Source organism: Lacticaseibacillus suibinensis (assembly GCF_003946175.1).
Lineage (GTDB): Bacteria > Bacillota > Bacilli > Lactobacillales > Lactobacillaceae > Lacticaseibacillus > Lacticaseibacillus suibinensis.
Window position 1 is genome coordinate 67,605 of the sequence record NZ_RHOK01000009.1, and the last position, 18,399, is coordinate 86,003.

Annotated in this window: 22 protein-coding genes; 12 read left to right on the forward strand and 10 right to left on the reverse strand. The window is 52.6% G+C overall.

Features of this window, described 5'->3' with window-relative positions; translation table 11 throughout:
* Nucleotides 1–6 precede the first annotated feature (6 nt).
* Nucleotides 7–1,338, reverse strand: coding sequence for a PTS sugar transporter subunit IIC (locus tag EKM90_RS06015; RefSeq protein WP_125580690.1), 1,332 nt, complete (start codon nucleotides 1,336–1,338; stop codon nucleotides 7–9).
* 147 nt (nucleotides 1,339–1,485) lie between these two features.
* Here EKM90_RS06015 and EKM90_RS06020 point away from each other — a divergent pair, with 147 nt between their 5' ends.
* Entirely contained in the window at nucleotides 1,486–2,184 is a 699-nt protein-coding gene (locus EKM90_RS06020; protein ID WP_125580692.1) for a GntR family transcriptional regulator, read from the forward strand.
* A 396-nt stretch (nucleotides 2,185–2,580) separates the two neighbouring features.
* Here EKM90_RS06020 and EKM90_RS13030 read toward each other — a convergent pair whose 3' ends face one another.
* The 3 genes from EKM90_RS13030 to EKM90_RS06035 form a co-directional block, all read right to left on the reverse strand.
* Entirely contained in the window at nucleotides 2,581–2,760 is a 180-nt protein-coding gene (locus EKM90_RS13030; protein WP_225422748.1) for a DUF6290 family protein, read from the reverse strand.
* Between the two features lie 114 nt (nucleotides 2,761–2,874).
* Entirely contained in the window at nucleotides 2,875–3,306 is a 432-nt protein-coding gene (locus EKM90_RS06030) for a hypothetical protein (protein ID WP_125580694.1), read from the reverse strand.
* Entirely contained in the window at nucleotides 3,293–3,523 is a 231-nt protein-coding gene (locus EKM90_RS06035) for a helix-turn-helix transcriptional regulator (protein WP_125580696.1), read from the reverse strand. The genes EKM90_RS06030 and EKM90_RS06035 overlap by 14 nt, the downstream gene beginning before the upstream one ends.
* A 167-nt stretch (nucleotides 3,524–3,690) precedes the next feature.
* On the opposite strand from EKM90_RS06035, the gene EKM90_RS06040 reads away from it, so the two are divergent.
* Both EKM90_RS06040 and lepB read left to right on the forward strand, forming a co-directional pair.
* Nucleotides 3,691–4,695: an NAD(P)H-dependent glycerol-3-phosphate dehydrogenase gene (locus EKM90_RS06040; protein ID WP_125580698.1), complete on the forward strand. Its 1,005-nt coding sequence runs from the start codon at nucleotides 3,691–3,693 to the stop codon at nucleotides 4,693–4,695.
* Between the two features lie 104 nt (nucleotides 4,696–4,799).
* On the forward strand, nucleotides 4,800–5,480 hold the full coding sequence (gene lepB, locus EKM90_RS06045; protein WP_125580700.1) for a signal peptidase I: 681 nt from the start codon (nucleotides 4,800–4,802) through the stop codon (nucleotides 5,478–5,480).
* Nucleotides 5,481–5,669: 189 nt separating this feature from the next.
* On the opposite strand, the gene EKM90_RS06050 is transcribed toward lepB, so the two are convergent.
* Entirely contained in the window at nucleotides 5,670–6,620 is a 951-nt protein-coding gene (locus tag EKM90_RS06050) for an acetylxylan esterase (RefSeq protein WP_125580702.1), read from the reverse strand.
* Between the two features lie 3 nt (nucleotides 6,621–6,623).
* A complete protein-coding gene (locus EKM90_RS06055; RefSeq protein ID WP_125580704.1) occupies nucleotides 6,624–6,944 on the reverse strand; it encodes a PTS sugar transporter subunit IIB in 321 nt (106 codons plus the stop codon).
* A gap of 207 nt (nucleotides 6,945–7,151) precedes the next feature.
* On the opposite strand from EKM90_RS06055, the gene EKM90_RS06060 reads away from it, so the two are divergent.
* The 9 genes from EKM90_RS06060 (at nucleotide 7,152) to EKM90_RS06095 (ending at nucleotide 13,883) form a co-directional block, all read left to right on the forward strand.
* The gene (locus EKM90_RS06060) at nucleotides 7,152–8,060 is read left to right on the forward strand and encodes an ABC transporter ATP-binding protein (RefSeq protein ID WP_125580706.1); all 909 of its coding nucleotides are present in this window, start codon (nucleotides 7,152–7,154) and stop codon (nucleotides 8,058–8,060) included.
* On the forward strand, nucleotides 8,060–8,830 hold the full coding sequence (locus EKM90_RS06065; RefSeq protein WP_125580708.1) for an ABC transporter permease subunit: 771 nt from the start codon (nucleotides 8,060–8,062) through the stop codon (nucleotides 8,828–8,830). The genes EKM90_RS06060 and EKM90_RS06065 overlap by 1 nt, the downstream gene beginning before the upstream one ends.
* Before the next feature lie 20 nt (nucleotides 8,831–8,850).
* Nucleotides 8,851–9,174, forward strand: a complete 324-nt coding sequence (locus tag EKM90_RS06070) for a heavy metal-binding domain-containing protein (protein WP_125580710.1) — start codon at nucleotides 8,851–8,853, stop codon at nucleotides 9,172–9,174.
* A gap of 56 nt (nucleotides 9,175–9,230) precedes the next feature.
* Nucleotides 9,231–9,926, forward strand: a complete 696-nt coding sequence (locus EKM90_RS06075) for a CPBP family intramembrane glutamic endopeptidase (RefSeq protein ID WP_125580712.1) — start codon at nucleotides 9,231–9,233, stop codon at nucleotides 9,924–9,926.
* 355 nt (nucleotides 9,927–10,281) lie between these two features.
* Entirely contained in the window at nucleotides 10,282–10,539 is a 258-nt protein-coding gene (locus tag EKM90_RS06080) for a hypothetical protein (protein WP_125580714.1), read from the forward strand.
* A gap of 16 nt (nucleotides 10,540–10,555) precedes the next feature.
* On the forward strand, nucleotides 10,556–10,729 hold the full coding sequence (locus EKM90_RS12790; protein WP_164507881.1) for a hypothetical protein: 174 nt from the start codon (nucleotides 10,556–10,558) through the stop codon (nucleotides 10,727–10,729).
* Nucleotides 10,730–10,929: 200 nt separating this feature from the next.
* Nucleotides 10,930–11,661, forward strand: a complete 732-nt coding sequence (pnuC, locus tag EKM90_RS06085) for a nicotinamide riboside transporter PnuC (RefSeq protein WP_125580716.1) — start codon at nucleotides 10,930–10,932, stop codon at nucleotides 11,659–11,661.
* A gap of 28 nt (nucleotides 11,662–11,689) precedes the next feature.
* Nucleotides 11,690–12,403: a deoxynucleoside kinase gene (locus tag EKM90_RS06090; RefSeq protein WP_125580718.1), complete on the forward strand. Its 714-nt coding sequence runs from the start codon at nucleotides 11,690–11,692 to the stop codon at nucleotides 12,401–12,403.
* Between the two features lie 178 nt (nucleotides 12,404–12,581).
* Nucleotides 12,582–13,883 carry a hypothetical protein gene (locus EKM90_RS06095; RefSeq protein ID WP_125580720.1) on the forward strand — a complete coding sequence of 434 codons (1,302 nt, stop codon included), beginning with the start codon at nucleotides 12,582–12,584 and terminating at the stop codon, nucleotides 13,881–13,883.
* 317 nt (nucleotides 13,884–14,200) lie between these two features.
* On the opposite strand, the gene EKM90_RS06100 is transcribed toward EKM90_RS06095, so the two are convergent.
* From EKM90_RS06100 to mnmG, 4 genes are all read right to left on the reverse strand, one after another.
* Nucleotides 14,201–14,860 carry an NAD(P)H-binding protein gene (locus tag EKM90_RS06100; RefSeq protein WP_125580722.1) on the reverse strand — a complete coding sequence of 220 codons (660 nt, stop codon included), beginning with the start codon at nucleotides 14,858–14,860 and terminating at the stop codon, nucleotides 14,201–14,203.
* Between the two features lie 239 nt (nucleotides 14,861–15,099).
* Complete coding sequence (locus EKM90_RS06105; protein ID WP_125580724.1) at nucleotides 15,100–15,774, reverse strand: NAD(P)-dependent oxidoreductase; 675 nt, start codon at nucleotides 15,772–15,774, stop codon at nucleotides 15,100–15,102.
* Between the two features lie 55 nt (nucleotides 15,775–15,829).
* On the reverse strand, nucleotides 15,830–16,288 hold the full coding sequence (locus tag EKM90_RS06110) for a MerR family transcriptional regulator (RefSeq protein ID WP_125580726.1): 459 nt from the start codon (nucleotides 16,286–16,288) through the stop codon (nucleotides 15,830–15,832).
* Nucleotides 16,289–16,497: 209 nt separating this feature from the next.
* Complete coding sequence (gene mnmG / locus EKM90_RS06115) at nucleotides 16,498–18,399, reverse strand: tRNA uridine-5-carboxymethylaminomethyl(34) synthesis enzyme MnmG (RefSeq protein WP_125580728.1); 1,902 nt, start codon at nucleotides 18,397–18,399, stop codon at nucleotides 16,498–16,500.

Sequence of the window (18,399 nt, forward strand, 5' to 3'; positions counted from 1 at the left end):
GCAACCTCACTTCTCCGGCTGAGCATCCGGCTCAGTATGACCGGTGCGATTACTGATCATGACAAATGGCATCCAAATCACGACATCAATCACAATCAACAAACCGCCTAAGATGGCCGCCGGGATATTACCACCGGTGACTAAGTAGTTTTGCAAAATTGGTGGGGTAATCCAAGGCGCCATGGCGACCGTTTTACCAATCAAGCCGACGCTGGTGGCAAAGTAAGCAATCCCCAGGTTAACTTGCGGCACTAAGATAATGGGAATCATGTAAGCTGGGTTCAAGACAATTGGCAAACCAAACATTAAAGGTTCGGAAATGTTGAAGAACGCAGGGATGGAAGCCAGTTTGCCGACTTGGCGCTGATCCTGCCGCTTCGAGAACAGGAAGATGGCAATGACAATCGCCACAAAGTCCGTCGACAAGGTATTGGAGTCGATAAAGGGCTGGGTGATGATATTCGGAATGTGAGCGTGGTTTTGGAACGCAGTCACATTCTCCTGAATTGCCTGCAGCAAAGGAGCACTCTTGATTGGTGACAATATGCTGGCACCGTGCAGCCCAAAGGCCCACAGAAAATCAGAAATGAACTGCAGGAAGAACAACCCACCAGCGGAAAGCACAAAGCCTTTCAGTGGGGTCTGAATGGCCACGCCGATGATTTCGGTGAAGCTCATGTGGAAAATCTGATCCAACGCAAAGGCAAAAATCGCGAAAATCATGATAACCAGAATTTCTGGAATCATGGAGTTAAACGTGGTGGCAATTGCCGGCGGTACCCCATCAGGCATGCTAATCCGCATGTGACGGCTGCGCGCCAACCGCACCAGAATTTCCGTGGAGATCAGCGCCGCGAACATCGCGACGAACAGGCCATCGGAAGAGGTGTAGGTTTGCGGGATAATCGAAGCAATCCCAGAAGCCGTTTTACCGTTCGCCAACGTCACGGTTGAAGTCAGTGGCATCAAAGCAAACAGGCTGGCCACCGCCATCATCCCGGCATGCGCTGGGGTAATTGTACTACCGTTCATATCAGAGTTATCAATGTACCATTTGCACAGGTTGGAGCCTACGTTGTAGCACACCACAATCGACAAAATGCCGAAGGTGGCATCGTTGATGTAGGTCACCAAACTGGCAAAGCTGGAGAGGTCGATCACTTTATTCACAGCAGCATTACTAAAAATAAGAGCATTGAGCAAAATACCAAATGATGCGGCCATGGTTAGCGCCATGGTCGAGATAAACGCATCACGAATTGCTAATAAATGGCGTTGCGTCGCCAATTTCTGGGCAACTGGATACAGCTTATCTGAGATGAAATCAATTGCGCTCATAGTTGAAACCTCCTTTTCGCCTTGAATAATAGGCTGATTTGAGAACGCTGTCAATGATTTGTTGGCACTAATTTAGATTTATTTGTTGGTACTATTATTTAGTGATACAATCACACTAGCGAATATGGCGAATGGGGGCGCTAAACCGTGTCAACAAAAACGAGCGACATCTTAGATGATCTCAAAGAGAAGATAATGGACGGCGTGTATAAAGGCGACAGCAAGCTACCAACCGAGCAGGCGCTCATCAGTTACTATGCGGCCAGCCGCAATACCGTGCGCAACGTGCTCAAGGAACTGGAAATCGAGGGCCTCATCTACTCTCGGCAAGGTTCGGGCTATTACACCCAAGACGAGCAAATTGTCAGCTCGATTGCGCTGCGGGGCTTAAGCGAAACCCCGTATAGCCAAACCATCACCAACAAAGTGCTGAAATTCGAGAAGGTGCATGCCGATCACGAGCTATCACAGCTGTTCGACATCCCCTTGAATAACCGGGTCATCTACTTCCGTCGCCTGCGGTATAAAAGCGGTGTGCCACTGCAATTGGAAGATTCTTATCTTCCCTTCTTTCTGTTTCCGACGCTGACCAAGGCCGATATCGAAGGTTCGATTTTCCATTATGTCGAAGTCACCAAGAAACTGCGGATCAAGTATGCGCGGCGTGATTACCAAAGCATCCTGATGAGTAAGGAAGAAAAGCAACTGATGAATTTCCCGGTGGATGAACCCGTGGCGGCAATGAAGACCATCTCCACCAATTATCTGGACATCGGTCGCGTCTTCGAGCGGTCCGTGGTGATTGAGCCGAATGTGATACACACCGATGTCGCGAGGCGTCACTAAACCTCTTGCCATCAATTTGCACCCATTCAAAAAGGCGGCAGGTCGCTAGCTATTTGCTAGAGCCTGCCGCCTTTTTTGCGCTTAATCTCACTGAGAGTCTCAGTCTTTTTGTCATCGCTTAAACTATTTTTTTGTAAATATCATTGCGCTTAGCCGTCTTAACGACCAGCACTTCAAAGCGACCATCACTAATATCAGCAATAATTCGATAGCTACCAACTCAGTAGCGCCATAAGATTCCTAATTCACCTTCAAGGGCTTTACCCCAAGTATGGGGATTATCATAGCCCTCAATATGACTATCTAGCTAATGAACGATAAGGCGTTGCTCTTGTTAATCGAGCTTGGCAAATTGTTTCCCAGCGGTCCGATCAAAACTCCAGTGATAGCCGTCTGTCATGGTTTCATACCCAGTTGTTTCATAATCTCAGCCCGGCTGATCGTCGCGCCCTTACTTTCGGCACGGTTGATTTGGGCTTCTTTATAATCCGCTTCATCTTCCATGCGTTCAAGTACTGCCCGCTGCATGTAGGCAGCCGCGGAGATCCCTTCAGAAGCCGCTAACCGCCGCAGCAGTTCATATTGAGGCTTTTGTCAAACGCAACGATGTCTTAATCATCTCTGCCATATGATTCTGACCTCATTTCTTCACCTATGAGCCAACCAAACTTGCTTTGGGGCACGCCTCACTTATAACTTATGCTCATAATACAGCGTACTGCCAACCCACAGCCAAAACGTCAACCCAATCATCAACCCAATCCCGCTGAGCATGGCCTTCAGGGTGGTGTTGAGCTGGCCGCCGCGCACGGCGAGCACCACCACCACGCCGGTGATGACGACCCCCAACAACAGTTTCAGCGTCCGGTCATTGGCCTTGAGCCTGATGAGCTGCTGCCGCTCATCGCGTTCATCGAGGCGGTCTTCGTGCGTTGCCTGCTTCGAAGTCGCGCGGCGAATGGCCACGGCTCCAGCCAACCAGCAGCCCAGGATAATCAACCAACTCTGGGCCAAGTCCCAGCCGTGCAGAGCCGGGCCGGTGAGCTGAAAATACAGATTGAGGCTGCCTAATACCACTAACCCGAGGCCTGCCAGCAGGCCCTTTTGATTATAGATTTTCAATTTCATCATCCTCCAGTTGCTTGTTTTCCGCTAAGCAGCACAATGTTTCCACACTAACGCCAAAGACTTCGGCTAAGCGATAGGCCAGCATCAGGCTGGGATTGTACTGCTCTTTTTCGATTGAAATAATGGTCCGCGCCGAGACATGGACCTGAGCCGCCAGCTCGGCCTGCGTTAGGCCAGCTGCTTTGCGGTATGCTTTAACCTTGGTTTTCATCCTAACCCCCAAAAGTGAAGCTCGCTTCATGTGAAGCTAGCTTCATATTATAACCATGGCCGCGACCTGTCAAGGCTATTTTCACCAGGTTCAGGCGGCTTTTGCCGGTTTCTAAGTGAAAATGCGGTACACTTAGGGGACAACAATTTAAAACTGGAGTGAGATTATTGAGTAAAGTAGGCGTTCTTGGTGCCGGTACTTGGGGCATCGCATTATCCCGCATGTTAGCCAACACGGGCCATACCGTGACGGTGTGGTCCGCCCTGCCTGATGAGGTGAAGCAACTGGATCAAACGCGGCAACAAAAGAACCTGCCCGGCATGACAATTCCGGCCAGCATCACCTTCACCAGCGATTTGCCGGCAGCCTGCACGGATCAGGCTTTGCTGTTGTTGGCGGTACCCTCGGTTTATGTACGGTCAACCGTTAAGCAAGCCGCGCCCTTCATCCCTGCCGGTCAACTGATTGTCGATGTCGCCAAAGGCCTCGAACCCGACACGATGCTGACCATGACCCAGGTGATTGCCGATGAGCTCAGCCAGATGCACGCCCCAAAAATGCGGCTCGTGGCGCTGTCCGGCCCGACCCACGCCGAAGAAGTGGCGCTGGATTTGCCTACCACCATTGTCGCGGCAGCCGATGATGAGGAAGCGGCCAAGCAGGCGCAAGACATTTTCACCAGTAGCTTCATGCGGGTTTACACCAACCCGGACCGCTATGGCGTGGAACTTTGCGGCGCCTTGAAAAATATCATCGCCTTGGCCGCCGGCATTTCGGATGGCTTAGGCTATGGCGATAACGCCAAGGCGGCGCTGATCACCCGCGGCATGACCGAAATCAAGCGGCTGGGGACCAAGCTCGGCGCGCATGCTGCCACCTTCGACGGCCTGGCTGGTATTGGCGATTTGATTGTCACCGGCACCAGCACGCACAGCCGCAATCACAACTGCGGCCTCTTGATTGGCCAAGGCATGAGTCCCGCCGCCGCCAAAAAGCAAATCGGCATGGTGGTCGAAGGCATCAACGCCATCCCTGGTGCCTTGGAGCTGGCCGCCAAAGCCAACGTCAGCATGCCGATTGTCGAAACCGTTGACCAAGTCATTAACCATGGCCTCGACCCGAAGGAAGCCGTGCAACAGCTGCTGAATCGCAAGAAAAAAGCGGAATTTTAACCGCTGATGCCGCTGCCCGTTAAGAAAGCCTTAAACGCGGCCTGAACCGCCCGTTCTTGCCTTCAACATGGTACGCTGAAAATTGTTGACGAGGGGGTGGAACCATGAAAAAGCGTTGGCTAACTGGCACACTATTTGCTTTGATGATCATCAGTAGCTTAATGAGCCTGTTCATGCCCCTCGAGTATGTGCGCGGTCATTCCATGGCCCCCACGTTAAAACCGGGACAGTGGATCGTGGTGATGAACACCAAGCTCGCCAGGACCATCAAGCAACCGGTGCACCGCGGTGATTTGATCACCTTCCGCAATGACGGGTTGGTCAAGCAAATCCCCGCCCAGCGGCTGTTGGTCAAACGCGTCATCGGGATGCCTGGAGATTTAATCGGAATCAACCGCACCACGGTGTACCGCAACGGCCAGGCACTGAAGGAGCCTTACGTCAAATACCCGATGGCTAACCAGCACTATAATTACGACGGTCAACCGGCTGGCGGCGCCTTGTTCGCTGACGCCAGCTTTCAGCGCACAACGTTGGTGAAAGCCCACCAGTATTTCGTCTTGGGCGATAACCGGCCGCGCTCGGCCGATTCCCGCTGGTTTGGCCCGATTGCCACGGCGCAAGTCGCCAGCAAGGTCCTGTGGCGGCTACCTTTCAACAACCAAAACTGGTGGGTGCGCGGCCTGTGGTACCTGGCGCACGCCTTACCACTGCTATTCTTGCTGAGCTGGTTTGCGCTGGCTTACGGCAACGAACTGATCCGGCTCCTGCGCGGTAATCAATAAAATGACAGGCTGCGAAGCAGGGCGATTTTAGCCCGACAAATAGCCTAACTTAAGGCATTGCCGGCGTTCTCTGCCGGTGAGGCCTTAAGCGTAGCTATTTGCTCGGGCGTTGCCCCGCGGAGCGCAACTAGAAAAGCGTCTGGTTCAACCCTCAAATTCAGGGTTTGAACCAGACGCTCTTTGCTTGCGCTAATCCATAAAGAAATCATAGGCGCGGTCGCCGACTTTGGGCAGGAACTCATGCCCATATTCCGGCAGAATGTAAAGCTGTTTCTCACCGGTCAACTGGTGATACGCGCCAAACTGGGTCACCGGTGGCACCACCTTGTCCTGCAACCCCAGCCCCCAGATCAGCGGCGTTTTGATTTGCGGGGTGAAATGCGCCACGTCGATGTACTCAAGCGTATCGAAGAACGCCGCTTCCCGCTCATGCAGCGGATCACGATACCGGAACCAGTACGCGAGCTGGTCATAGCCGTTATTTTCGGCACCGAGCGCATAGGCTTTGCGATAATCGCACAGGTACGGGTAGTTCACGTAGGCGCGGTGAATCGTGGGCACCAGCCCAAGGGTGGCCAAGGTCAGCCCGCCCCCTTGCGAACCGCCCATCGCGTAAATCCGGTCAGGATCAACGCCTGGCATCGCCGCCAACAGGTCAGCGGCTTCAGCGCAATCCAAGAACACACTGCGGTAATACAAGTGCTGCGGCCCATCTTCCACGCCGCGAATAATCAGGCCCTTAAGTGTGCCACCGCTGGTCTGAGTGGTATCGACACTGGGGCCGCCTTGGCCGCGCACATCAATCGCCAGCACGACAAAACCTTCGGCCGCCCAGTTGAATTTCTGGGTGAAATCACCGGCATCGCAGTGATAGCCGTGAAACATCAGGAGGCCTTTGTGCGCCTGCTTGGGATCATAGTCCTTGGGCATGATCAGCTGGGCATGAATGCGCGCCTGGCCGACGCCAGTGAACCAATAATCATAGGCTTGGGCGACCGAGCTGTGAATGCCCACCGGCTTTTGTTCGACCTCCGGCTTGATGGCCCGCATTTCAGCCAGGGCCTGCTGCCAAAAAGCGTCAAAATCCGCGGGGCGGTGGCCCGAACCGCGATAATCTGGGTACATGTCCGTCACCGTCATGGCTTAAGCCTGCGCTTTCTGGATTTCCGCCATAGCGGTGGCGAGGACTTTTTCCCCATTCATCGTGCCATAGTCGCGCATGTTGATGACGGACACTGGCACTGGCAAGTCCTTTTGCAGCTTGGTCGCCACATAACTGACCTGTGGGCCGATTAAAATCACATCCGGCTGGTACTTGTCCATTTGGGCTTCGACGCCGTTCACGCCAATCGCATCAATCTGGGCCTCAATGCCTTGCGCCTTGGCCGCTTGCTGCATCTTGGTCATCAGCAAACTACTCGACATCCCGCCGGCACAGGCGAGTAAAATATTCACTTTTGTCATCAACCAAACCCCCTCATGTATATACATATAGAGTAGTCTTTTGAACCATATTTGCAAGCGCTTTCGGTGCCATTTTATGTCTCCATTTCCTGGGAAATAATGCCGTCGCTCGCTCATCTAACAAAACTGTTATCTGTCTTTACTCCCCTTTGCCGGTATCCAGTGGTATTCTATGCCTAGCGCGACAACGCGTGAGAGGAGTAGTGTATGGGAACAATTTTGACAGTCGATCACCTCGACAAATCCTTTGGCGCTAAGCAAGTGTTGCATGGCGTTGATTTCTTCGTTGAAGAAGGCCACATCGTTGCTTTGGTGGGTCCCAACGGCGCCGGGAAAAGTACCATCATGAAGGCCATCTTGGGGCTGATTCCAGTCGACGGCGGCGGGATTGATATCAAAGGCCAGCCCGTGTCGATCACCTCACACCAGGCACTGCGGAACGTAGGCGCCTTGATCGAATATCCAGGCATTTATCCATTCTTGTCTGGCCGCCAGCAGCTGCAGCTGTTTGCCAACCAACATAACAAGCAATCCAATGTCGATACTATCATCAAAGCGATGGGCATGGGCAAATACATCGACCGGCCAGCCAAGAGCTATAGCCTGGGCATGAAACAAAAGCTCGGCATCGCTCAGGCCCTAGTGAACAACCCGCAACTGGTGATTCTCGATGAACCGATGAACGGCCTCGATCCGCAAGCGGTCAAAGACTTGCGGGACCTGCTGCGGAATTTAGCCAGCCATGGCACCAGCTTCCTGATTTCCAGCCATATTTTGTCTGAATTGGAAAAGCTGGCCGATGACGTGCTGATTCTCAACCACGGCCAAATCGTCAAGCATGCCACCATGAAGGCCTTGGAAGCCGCGGGCGGGATTACCTACAAGATTACCGTGGATAACCTGGATCAGGCCAAAGCGGCGCTGACGATGGCTCAAAGCAAGTTCTCGGTAGTCGAGGATGCCATCACCCTGCTCGACACTGCTCCCGGTGAGTTGAATGCCGCCTTGTATGCTTTGGTGAATGCCGGCGTGGCGATTAACACCGTCGCCCAGCAGGCGCATGACCTTGAAGGGGCCTTCTTAGCCATGGTCCACGATCAGAAAGAGGAGGCCTGATGATGCTCACCCTTTACAAACAAGAAGTTTATAAACAGATTCATAAAATCGGGTGGTGGATTGCCCTGGGCTTCATGGTCCTGGTGCAAATCACCTTCGGCATCGTCGGCAAGCGCAATCCCAGCATGTTTGCCCCCAGTGATTTGGTCGGCAATAGCTATATCGGCGGCGGGCTAGTGATGCTGATTGCCATTGCCTCCACCGCCAGCATCATAGCCATGGAATTTCAGTATGGCACGATGAAACAGCTGCTGTACCGCCAGTACTACCGGAGCCAGGTCTTTATCAGCAAAATCCTGACCGCGCTGACGCAGCTGGTGTTTCTGCAGGCCGTGGCAGGGCTGATGACCGTTGCTTTAACCTTGATTTTGTTTCCTAGTTACCACTGGGCGCAGCATGTCGGCAACTTAACTCACGGGCTGATTTACTTACGTGCCTTAGGATCCGACTTACTGGTGGGGTTGCTCCTGCTTTCACTAGTGCTGCTTTTATCAACGGTGTTCAAATCCAATGCCGCCGCGATTGCCACAGGCCTAGTGGGTTACTTTTTGGCCCAACTGGCCTCGACCTTGATGATTGCCATGATTGCTTGGCAGCATTGGACCAAGTTCCTACCGTTTACGTTCCTGCTCACGAATTATCAGATTCAATCTGCCGATTTTGCCAAGCTGACCTTATTCAGCACGCCAATGATGATCGGCGGCACGCTACTCTACACCGTGGTCTTTACTTTGATTGCTTATCTCAGTTTCCGCAAACGCAGTGTTTAATCACAAAGGAGTGATTTTTTATGGCAGAATTTTTGGTTACCACCACTGAACATGTCCCTGGCCACAATTATGAAGTGATTGGTGAAGTCTTCGGCGTCACCACCCAGTCCCGCAACATGATTTCCGATCTTGGTGCCGGGCTTAAAAGCCTGGTGGGCGGCGAAATCAAAGGCTACACCAAAATGCTCCAGACTTCCCGCGAAAATGCCATTGAACGCATGAAAGACGAAGCCTTGGCGAAAAATGCTGATGCGATTGTCATGATGCGCTTTGACTCCGGCTCCATTGCTACCGACATGCAATCCGTGGTCGCTTATGGTACCGCGGTGCGTTTCGTCGACTAAGCAACCGTTCGGCTCTGGGCTTGCCCCAGGGCCTTTTTTAAACGAGGAGGCTGCCTATGCACCCATCTTTTTGGCCTTGGCTCAAACGGCAAACTGGGGCCGCGCTGGCCTTTGCCGGCCTGATGCTCGCCGTCTATGGCTACCAACTGCCTTCGCTGATCTATGCCGGAGTCCTGAAACATCATCATCAAATCGCTAGCGACGTGGTGATGCTGGCGCTGATGGTGATCACTGGCGCGGTGGAAATCTACGCGCTCAGTCGCCTTTACCGGCGCCGCCTGCGCCAAAACAACCCTTTGCACATCCAGCGTCGCCCCTTCCACGGCCGCGACTGGGCCGAAATTTTTGGCCTCTATGCCCTGATTTTGGCCATTGAAATCGTCATTTCGCAGTTTGGCCTGCCCGAAAACCAAATCGCCATTAATGAAACCCGCACCAGCTGGCCGCTGATGACCTTCTTCATGAGCGCGCTGTTTGCGCCGATCATTGAAGAACTGGTCTTTCGCGGGCTGTTCATGACCTATTTCTGGCCCCAGGATGACCGCCGCCACAACTGCTGGGCGATGATCACCTCGGCGCTGGTGTTTGGCCTGATTCACGAACCAAAACTGTCCTGGTTTTTGGTCACGTACACAACCATGGGCCTCGGCATGGCATTTTTATATCGACAAAAGCGCGATTTGCGTTATGCTTTCGCCCTGCATTTCACCATTAATGCCCTCCCTTCCCTGATTTGGATTCTGCCACGCTGAACGATAAAATGTGGTTGGGAACATTTGTTCGGAAAAGGCCAATTTTCTCATAAATTTGTGAAAAAATCCAAGCGACTGGCCACCGAAAAATATTTTTATTTGGCCGCCTGCACGCGACCCCTTCACGCTTTCAGCGTTGTTTCACTGGGCTTCACGGCAAGTGGGGGCTTGACAGGGTCTGGCTTACAGCGACGCGGGTTTGGCCGCTTGTGAATTGAGTTTCACAAACTTTGGCCAGTTGAATTAGACCTGACATCCCCTGCCAATCTGCTATAATTAATTTCACAGCGATCACCTGTTAGCACATTCCGGAAGGCAGGCCATCGTCATGGATAAGTAGCTTGGAGGAATTGTCATGCTGGATCAATCTGTTGTTAAACCCGTCGTCGCGTTAGACGACCATAAGTACATTACCCTTATCCCTGACGCCGAATACAATCTCGAAGTATGGGAAAAAATCGAAGGCCGCGCCCACCGTATGGGCCGCATGGACTACAAGTTCCACCGGGACACTTTCGCCGGCTTTATTTACCGGCTGATGCCATCGGTTAACTTGGTGCAAATTCACGATTTACAAAAACAGATCAATCCGTATTTTGATTTAGAAGTCTAACCCTAGGAGGTGCGCCATGTCTGTTGTCGCAAAATTAATGGTGATGTGCGTGGCCGCGCTGCTGGTCACGCTGCTCCTGATCGGGGCGGAGTGGCGCACCAAGCGGCTGGCTTGGGCCAGCACTGGCCTGAAAGGCGCCGTCGCCGTGGTGGTGGCTGGCGTGCTCATCAGCCTGCTTACCGTCCGCTAAATTCGCATTTTCATCACCGCTATCGGCGCCTGTCGGTAGCGGTTTTTCTATGTGGCGACTTCGGCCATGATACTAGATATAGATTGCAAAACCGACATAACACCAATATCCAGTATATTCAAGACTGTACATACAATTTTTCCTGCGGCATAATGGAACTCGTTCGTTTTTTGCTTATTCATTGAGGGGGGAATTGTCGCATGCAAGTTTCAGAAAATTATGGTCATTGGTTAATCCATCAGCTCAAAGGCTGGCCGCAGCAGAATTATTACCTGTTCTGGTTCGCATTGGGTTGTCAGTTGATGACCTTGGTCAATGCGCCGATCACCCCGGTCGCGGTGATTACCTTTATCGGCACCACGCTCGGCGTCCTGTGCGTCCTTGCCATCAACGCCACCAAGGCCGTGAATGGCTGGCTGGGGCTGGTGTCCGCCGCCTGCTTCATTTTCGTGGGCTTCACCGCAAAAAATTACCTGTCGATTTTTGAACAGATTGCTTATGTCCTGACCTTGGATCTGCCGGTGTTAATTTCGGTGCGGTCCTGGAACGACGACACCAAAAACCATCTCAAGGCCTTCCGTTTAAGGGAATGGATCATTGCCATTGCTGCCACGCTGGCGGTATGGGCGCTGTCGGCGGTGCTGATCGGCCGCTTCACCAACGACCCGCGGCCGATTTATGATGGGATGGCGTTTTCAATTTCATTAACCGGCGGCATCATCTGTTTCTTGCGGTATAATAGTCAGTATTTCTGGTGGTTGTTCTCCGGTATCGCCCAGCTGATTTTGTGGGCGATCACCTTCGCGCAAGGTGATGCCAGCCTCGGCATGGCGATCAACGCTAGTATCTATGTGATCAACGATCTTTTGGCCTTCACCATCAGCCCTTGGTTCAACCGCGGCCGGCGGAAACTCGGCCTGAAGACGCTGTGAGCAACACGATTAGGAGAGAAGTAAACTTATGATTTATATCCTCGGGAGTATCGGCGCAGGCAAGACCTCGTTGACCAAAATTCTTTCAGCTGACCTCAACGCGCCAGCTTACTATGAAGACGTCGAAGGCAATGGAATGATTGCCAAAATGCTGCAGAAATTCTATTCCGCTGGTGAAGACAGCCGGAAAACCACCGGGACCATTTTGCAGATTGCCTTTTTGACCTACCGGTATCAGCAGCTCAAGAAAGCCATCATGCAGGAAAACGCCATTATGGACTCCTCACTGGAATCCGATTTCGTCATGGCGACTCAGCTGCATAACAACGGCGAAATCGATGATATCGACTACAACATCTATGTCACCTTGTCGCAGGAAATGCAGTCCAACGTCAACGGCAGCCCGTGGAACGGCCTGCCAGATCTGGCGATTTACCTTAAAATCGACCCTGACCACGAAATCGATGAAATTCAAAGCCGCGGCCGTGAAATGGAAGACATTCGCCAAAAGCCGGAACTGGTGGCTTACTACAACCGCGTCAACCAAGCTTACCGCGACTGGTCGAAAGGCTACACCCGCGCCACCATGCTGACGATTGACCGCGACCACCTGGATTTCGTGAATAATCCGGAACACCGCAACATCGTGTTGGATCAGATTGAAAGCAAGCTGGTCGAACTTGGCAAGCTCGCCCCAGCGCGGTACGCCGAGATTCAAAGCGCCCGCCAACTCACGGCTTAATTGCCCGGGAAATCATCAGCCAGCATTCTCCAAGCGACTCGCCATGGCGAGTCGCTTTTTTTATTCCAAATCTGGATTGTGTGGGATGTCAGCGCTTCCGAGTTAACGTGATGTATGGTAACCTAAACTGGATAAATAATAGTTTTATAATTATTCAGTTAAAGGAGTTATTATCCTCATGGCAGAACAACCTAAACCCGCCTCCTCGCGCAAACGGAATCTAATCGTCATCGCTGTTATCGCGCTGCTAGTGGCCGGCGCCAGTGCCTATGGTATCTGGTCCTCCGCCAAGAACAAGCGCGAGGCTGCAGTATCTGAATCGGTCGGTTTTTTTCACCGCTATCAGAATTATCTGATCACGAAGGTCACCATTGATGGCAAGAAACAACCCGCCTTGACGCTATATCCCCGCACCATCGACTATGACGACTTTTCCCTTGAGGACATGGGCGATACTGCCCCTTTGATTAAAATGGCCAAACAAGGCGCCAAAAATGTTGAGCCTGGCACCAAACAAGCCAAGCAAGTGCAGACGAATAACAAATTGGCCCATGATGTAGCCAATCTCACTACTTTACAAAGCCTCGACCCGGAATACCTCAAAGAAGGCACTGTTTATCTTTTTACCGATGAAAATCCAGGCGATGGCACCAAGTTTGTCAATCATGTCATCAAGTTAGGCGATAAGATGATTGCGGCGCTTGGCAAAATGAAATGGCAGACCACTGAAGGGCGCAACTTTGCCACCAGTGAATTGGCCTATGTGAAAGCCGCCGTGGCCTTGATGCAGGATCTGAAGCAAAACTATCCTGAGGCCTTGGACGCTTTAGTGATTGATGATGCTTTGGTCAACCTTGATGCCACCACTCGTGAGGAAATTGCGGCCAAATACAAACAAGTGAATAAAGTCGGTGGTGCCTCAAAGCACGCCTACATCTTCGCTGAAATGCCATCACGTCTCACTGGTGAGGATTACGACTATGCCGTCGAACAGGCTGATCAGGCGGCAGAGAAAGCAGAGGAAGACAGCGTGCCCGACGAAGACGACAGTGCCCCAATGCTGGAAAGTGGCAATATCGGCTCCCGAGACATTCTGGATCACACCACGGTCTCATGGGTCGAAAACGACTCTGGTAACTACGACGTCTGGCTCGACAATGCCTCTGATACCTCGTTCAACCTGGCCAAAGAAGCAATCGTGCTTTCCCAAAGCAGCGAAGACTGGTCCGTGCGCCTAGTCAACTTCGATGGCGACGCCGACGACTTCCGCGCACTCCATGTCCTGCCGATTGGTGATACCACCAATGACGGCTGGTCTTGGTCGAAACTGTACTGCCCAGCCGGTTACCAACGCCGGATCATCACTAATGTATCCTCAGACACCTTCGATAAGTTCTCCGATGGCTATGTGCTTTATGAATTCCCCCAAAGTGGGACGAGCTACATGACCTTAGGTAAACTGGAAATGAGCGACGATTAAGCCCAAGGCATTGCCCGGGAAATCATACTTGCGAATGACTCAATGGTAAAATCACGATGCACCACACAACTGTTTTGACCGATCAAGCTGAACTTGACGAGAAAAATACAATCAGAGAACCACGAAACAAGGGGCATGCCAGTTAGGCATGTCCCTTGTTTCGTCCGCTGTAGCGCTTGGGCACGGGCTTAGTGCCTGTGGGGCAAATATTGACCCACTGCTAAAGGAGAATGGAGAAACGACCCCGAACTCGGCCAAGAAAAACAGCGTTCACGCTGGCTAGGCTGAGCTGGCACCACCCGCCACTGATTGCTTGATTAACGATACCACCGAGGAGCTGCCCCATCGGTGTTAGGTTTGCTAATGCCAATCGAATCACCGATCATCTGATCTGGCTGGTCAATCAGCTTCACGACCAAAGCTGCGACACTTTTGCGCGAGACTTCGGTTCCTTTGAACGGCTGGCCTTTAACCGTCAACTCGTAATCAATTTCATCTTCGTCCTGAAACCATGCTGGCCGGATCAGCGTGTACGCCATCTGGCTTGCTTCAACCACTTTGGTGGCATCAGCATACGCCGTTAAGGTGTCCCCAAGCATGGCTTGATTCCAGCGCCCATATGCCCCCGGGATCTCACCATAAACGCCATTTGCAGAAATCCAGATCAAACGCGTCACGTGACTTTGGCGCATTGCCGCCACGACGGATTGAGCCTGTGCCCCTAGATTCGCGCCATAAAGATTCGCGTACACTAGCGACTGACCCGTCATGATCGTGACCAATTTCTTGGTGTCAGTGACATCAGCTTGCACAACATGGACGTTAGGATTCGATAAATCAAGATCAGCAAGTTTCTCTGGATGACGCACTAACAGCGTCAGATTGGTGATGTCGCCACCGATTTGTGACAACAATTGTTTAACGACGATTTTTGCAATCGAACCGTTCGCGCCGAGAATCAACACGTTCTTTACCATATGCTTGTCCTCCTTATGCAAAATGAATGTACTTCAATCGTGATGAATCCGCCGCTGACGAGCAAGACTAACCCCAATCACCCATGAGCACTGGTGGCCATGTTAAAATGACCACGCCATCACTCCAATATCTTGACATACGCGTATCGCGTAGCTATGACTCTACAACCTATAGTCCACTATAGGTCAAGTCAAACATCAAAAAACGCCCACTGTTTACCAGTGAGCGTTGGGCGGGTTTAATAACGTTGCATTGGCTTTGGATTATTACCTGAGTAAAGCGTCACCTGTTGCCCTAAAAACTGATGATTTTCAACGATATCGAGCATGCCCTTAGCGTAATCGGCGTAACTAATATAGTCATCTACCCCCTCGCTAGGATCAGACGCTGGTAGATACTCATCGCCAGTGACAGCATAATGGCCACTGGCTTGACCTTCTGGATCAAAATTATACGGTGGGGTCACATAAGTCCAGACAACTGCTTGACTATCCTTAAGCAGCTGCAAGCCAAGGCTATGAGCGAGACAAAGATCTTGCATATACTTGGGATAATAACGCGGGTTCTCTTGTAGTTGATGGCGATGGTTTTTATCCGTATACAGCGTACTGGCGGCGCCAACTTTTAAGTATCGCGTCTTGGTCCCCTTCAACAATGAGATCACATGCATCAGGCCATCTGTGTGGACCGCCTCACCCTCTGGCGACCAGGCCCCGACAGCATCAATCACGGCGTCTAAGCCGCTCATGTCATTTTTCGTAAGGTCGCGCATATCTTTGACTAAGAGGTGAGCCACTTGCGGTCGCTTATGCAGGCGATGGGCAACGCCAACCACCTGATGACCACGCCGCAGCGCTTCTTGATAGATTTTGCCGCCTGCCCGGCCGAATACACCAATAATCATTATTTTCATGTGATGACCTCCGCCTTGTAGGATACCTCCTAAAGCCAACTAGAGGTCAAGTGATTCAGTCACGTTGTAATCGCTCATATTGTTCGAAGGTCTGCTGGGAGATTTCCATGCTGTCCCCAACGAGGTGAATCCGCTCAGTGCCTGCTGCCAAAGCGGTTTGATAATACCACTGCTTAAAATGAAGATGCGCCATTGACGCTTTCAGGCTGTCAATGCGATCCTGCAACTCCCGCTCATGCGCAGTCAGGAAATCGGCTCGTGCTTGCAGGGTTTGATCACCCGCAAGCCGCCAACCTTCAAAGGTGGCACTATCCTTAATGGAAACGCCAGCATCGCGTAAATCCAAAATCATTTGCAAAGTTCTAACATCATCCTCGTAAAAAACTCGCCGCCCGCCTGAATCGCGCTTGAGCAAAGGTAATAATCCTTCCGCGTCATAGTAGCGAATCGCTTGCACCGTTAAGCCTAAACGTGCAGCAACTTCGCCAATACTGTATGTGACTTCGTTATCCATCTTATCAACTCCTTCTTTGACTGCGCTATGGGCATCCTCTCGCCAGTCTAATGTCATCCCACCGCTGCATCTGCAATACCAAATTGCGGTAGCCATTCATCCCCGTGGTTAGTGGTCATTGTTCCACCTGCTTGGTTGCTAGCATGCGGCGAAAAACCGACCCCAGTACCGTGGTTGAGCCACGATGCTGGGGCCGGTTTGGTCAGGCTTTAAGCGCCGACTTTGGCAATCTTACCTTGTTCAATATACACAGACAGAATCGCGATGTCAGCAGGATTGACACCGCTAATGCGCGTGGCTTGGGCCAGCGTTTGCGGCTGGATTTTGGTCAGCTTCTGGCGCGCTTCGGTGGCGAGGCCGTTAATCGCTTCGTAATCGATGCGGTCCGGAATCTTCTTGGCTTCCATGCGCTGCAGGCGGGCAATGCTTTGCTGCTCCTTGGCGATGTAGCCGGCGTACTTCAAGGAAATTTCGACTTCTTCGGTAATGGTATGATCCAGCGGCGCCGCCAGCGGGATGAATTGCATCAGGTCCTGATAGCTGACTTCTGGCCGCTTGAGGAAATCGCTGGCCAGCACGCCGTCCTTTAGTGGCGCCGCGTTGATTGAGGCCAGCCAGTCGTTAACCTGACCTGGCTTCAGCCGCGTCGTCTGCAAACGCTGAATTTCGGCAGCAATGGCGGCTTTTTTGGCCTCAAACTGGGCAAACCGCTCATCAGAGATCAGGCCGAGTTCATGGCCTTTTGCTGTTAAGCGCAAGTCGGCATTATCATGCCGCAGCAGCAGGCGATATTCCGCCCGGCTCGTCAGAAGCCGATACGGCTCGTTGGTGCCCTTGGTGACCAAGTCGTCGATCAAGACCCCAATGTAGGCGTCAGAGCGGCTGAGCGTGAAGCTAGGCTTGTTCTGGGCGCGCAGCGCCGCGTTAATGCCGGCCATGATGCCTTGACCGGCGGCTTCTTCGTAGCCGCTGGTGCCGTTCATTTGCCCGGCAGTGAAGAGGTTTTTCACCACTTTGGTTTCCAAGGTGGCGGTCAGCTGCCACGGCTCGATGATGTCATACTCGATGGCATAACCTGGGCGCATCAATTCGGCATGCTGCAGGCCGGCGACGCTATGAAGCATCTTCAGCTGCACTTCTTCCGGCATCGACGTCGAGAAGTCGCCCACGTAGTATTCCTCCGTGTCGCGGCCTTCTGGCTCCAAAAACAGCTGGTGGCGCGGCTTGTCGGCAAAGCGCACGACCTTGTCTTCAATCGACGGGCAATACCGCGGACCCACGCCTTTGATCACCCCAGAAAACATCGGCGCGCGGTCAAGGTTTTCGCGGATGATTTGGTGCGTTTTTTCATTGGTGTAGGTCATCCAGCAAGACATTTGATCTTTCAAATAAGCAGAATCCGGCGTCTCATAGGAGAACGCATGCGGCGCAACGTCGCCAGGCTGCTCTTCGGTTTGATCAAAATCGATGGAATGGCCCACCACCCGCGGCGGGGTGCCGGTTTTGAAGCGGCGCAACTTGAAGCCGAGGTGTTCAAGGTCTTCCGACAGCTTGATGGAAGGTAGCGAGTTATTCGGGCCGCTGCTGTACATCAGCTCCCCGATGATGATTTTCCCTCGAGAGGAGGTGCCAGCCGTCAGCACGACGCTTTTGGCCCGATACCGGGCCCCAGTGGCCGCCACAACGCCCACGCACACGCCATCTTCCACCAGCAGCCGCTCCACTAGGCCCTGGCGTAGATCCAAGTTGGGTTCAGCTTCAATGGTCGCCTTCATCGAGCGGTGATAAGCGGCTTTGTCTGCCTGGGCGCGCAGCGCGCGCACGGCCGGGCCTTTGCCGGTGTTCAGCATCCGCATCTGGATGTAAGTTTTGTCGATGTTGCGGCCCATTTCGCCGCCGAGGGCATCAATTTCGCGCACGACGATACCTTTGGCTGGCCCACCCAAGGACGGGTTGCAAGGCATAAAGGCCAGCATTTCCAAGCTGATGGTGATCAGCAGGGTCTTTTGCCCCATCCGGGCCGCGGCGAGCGCAGCTTCACAGCCGGCATGGCCAGCACCGACCACCACCACATCGTAGGCAGCGGCTTCATATTCACGTACTTGTGGCAT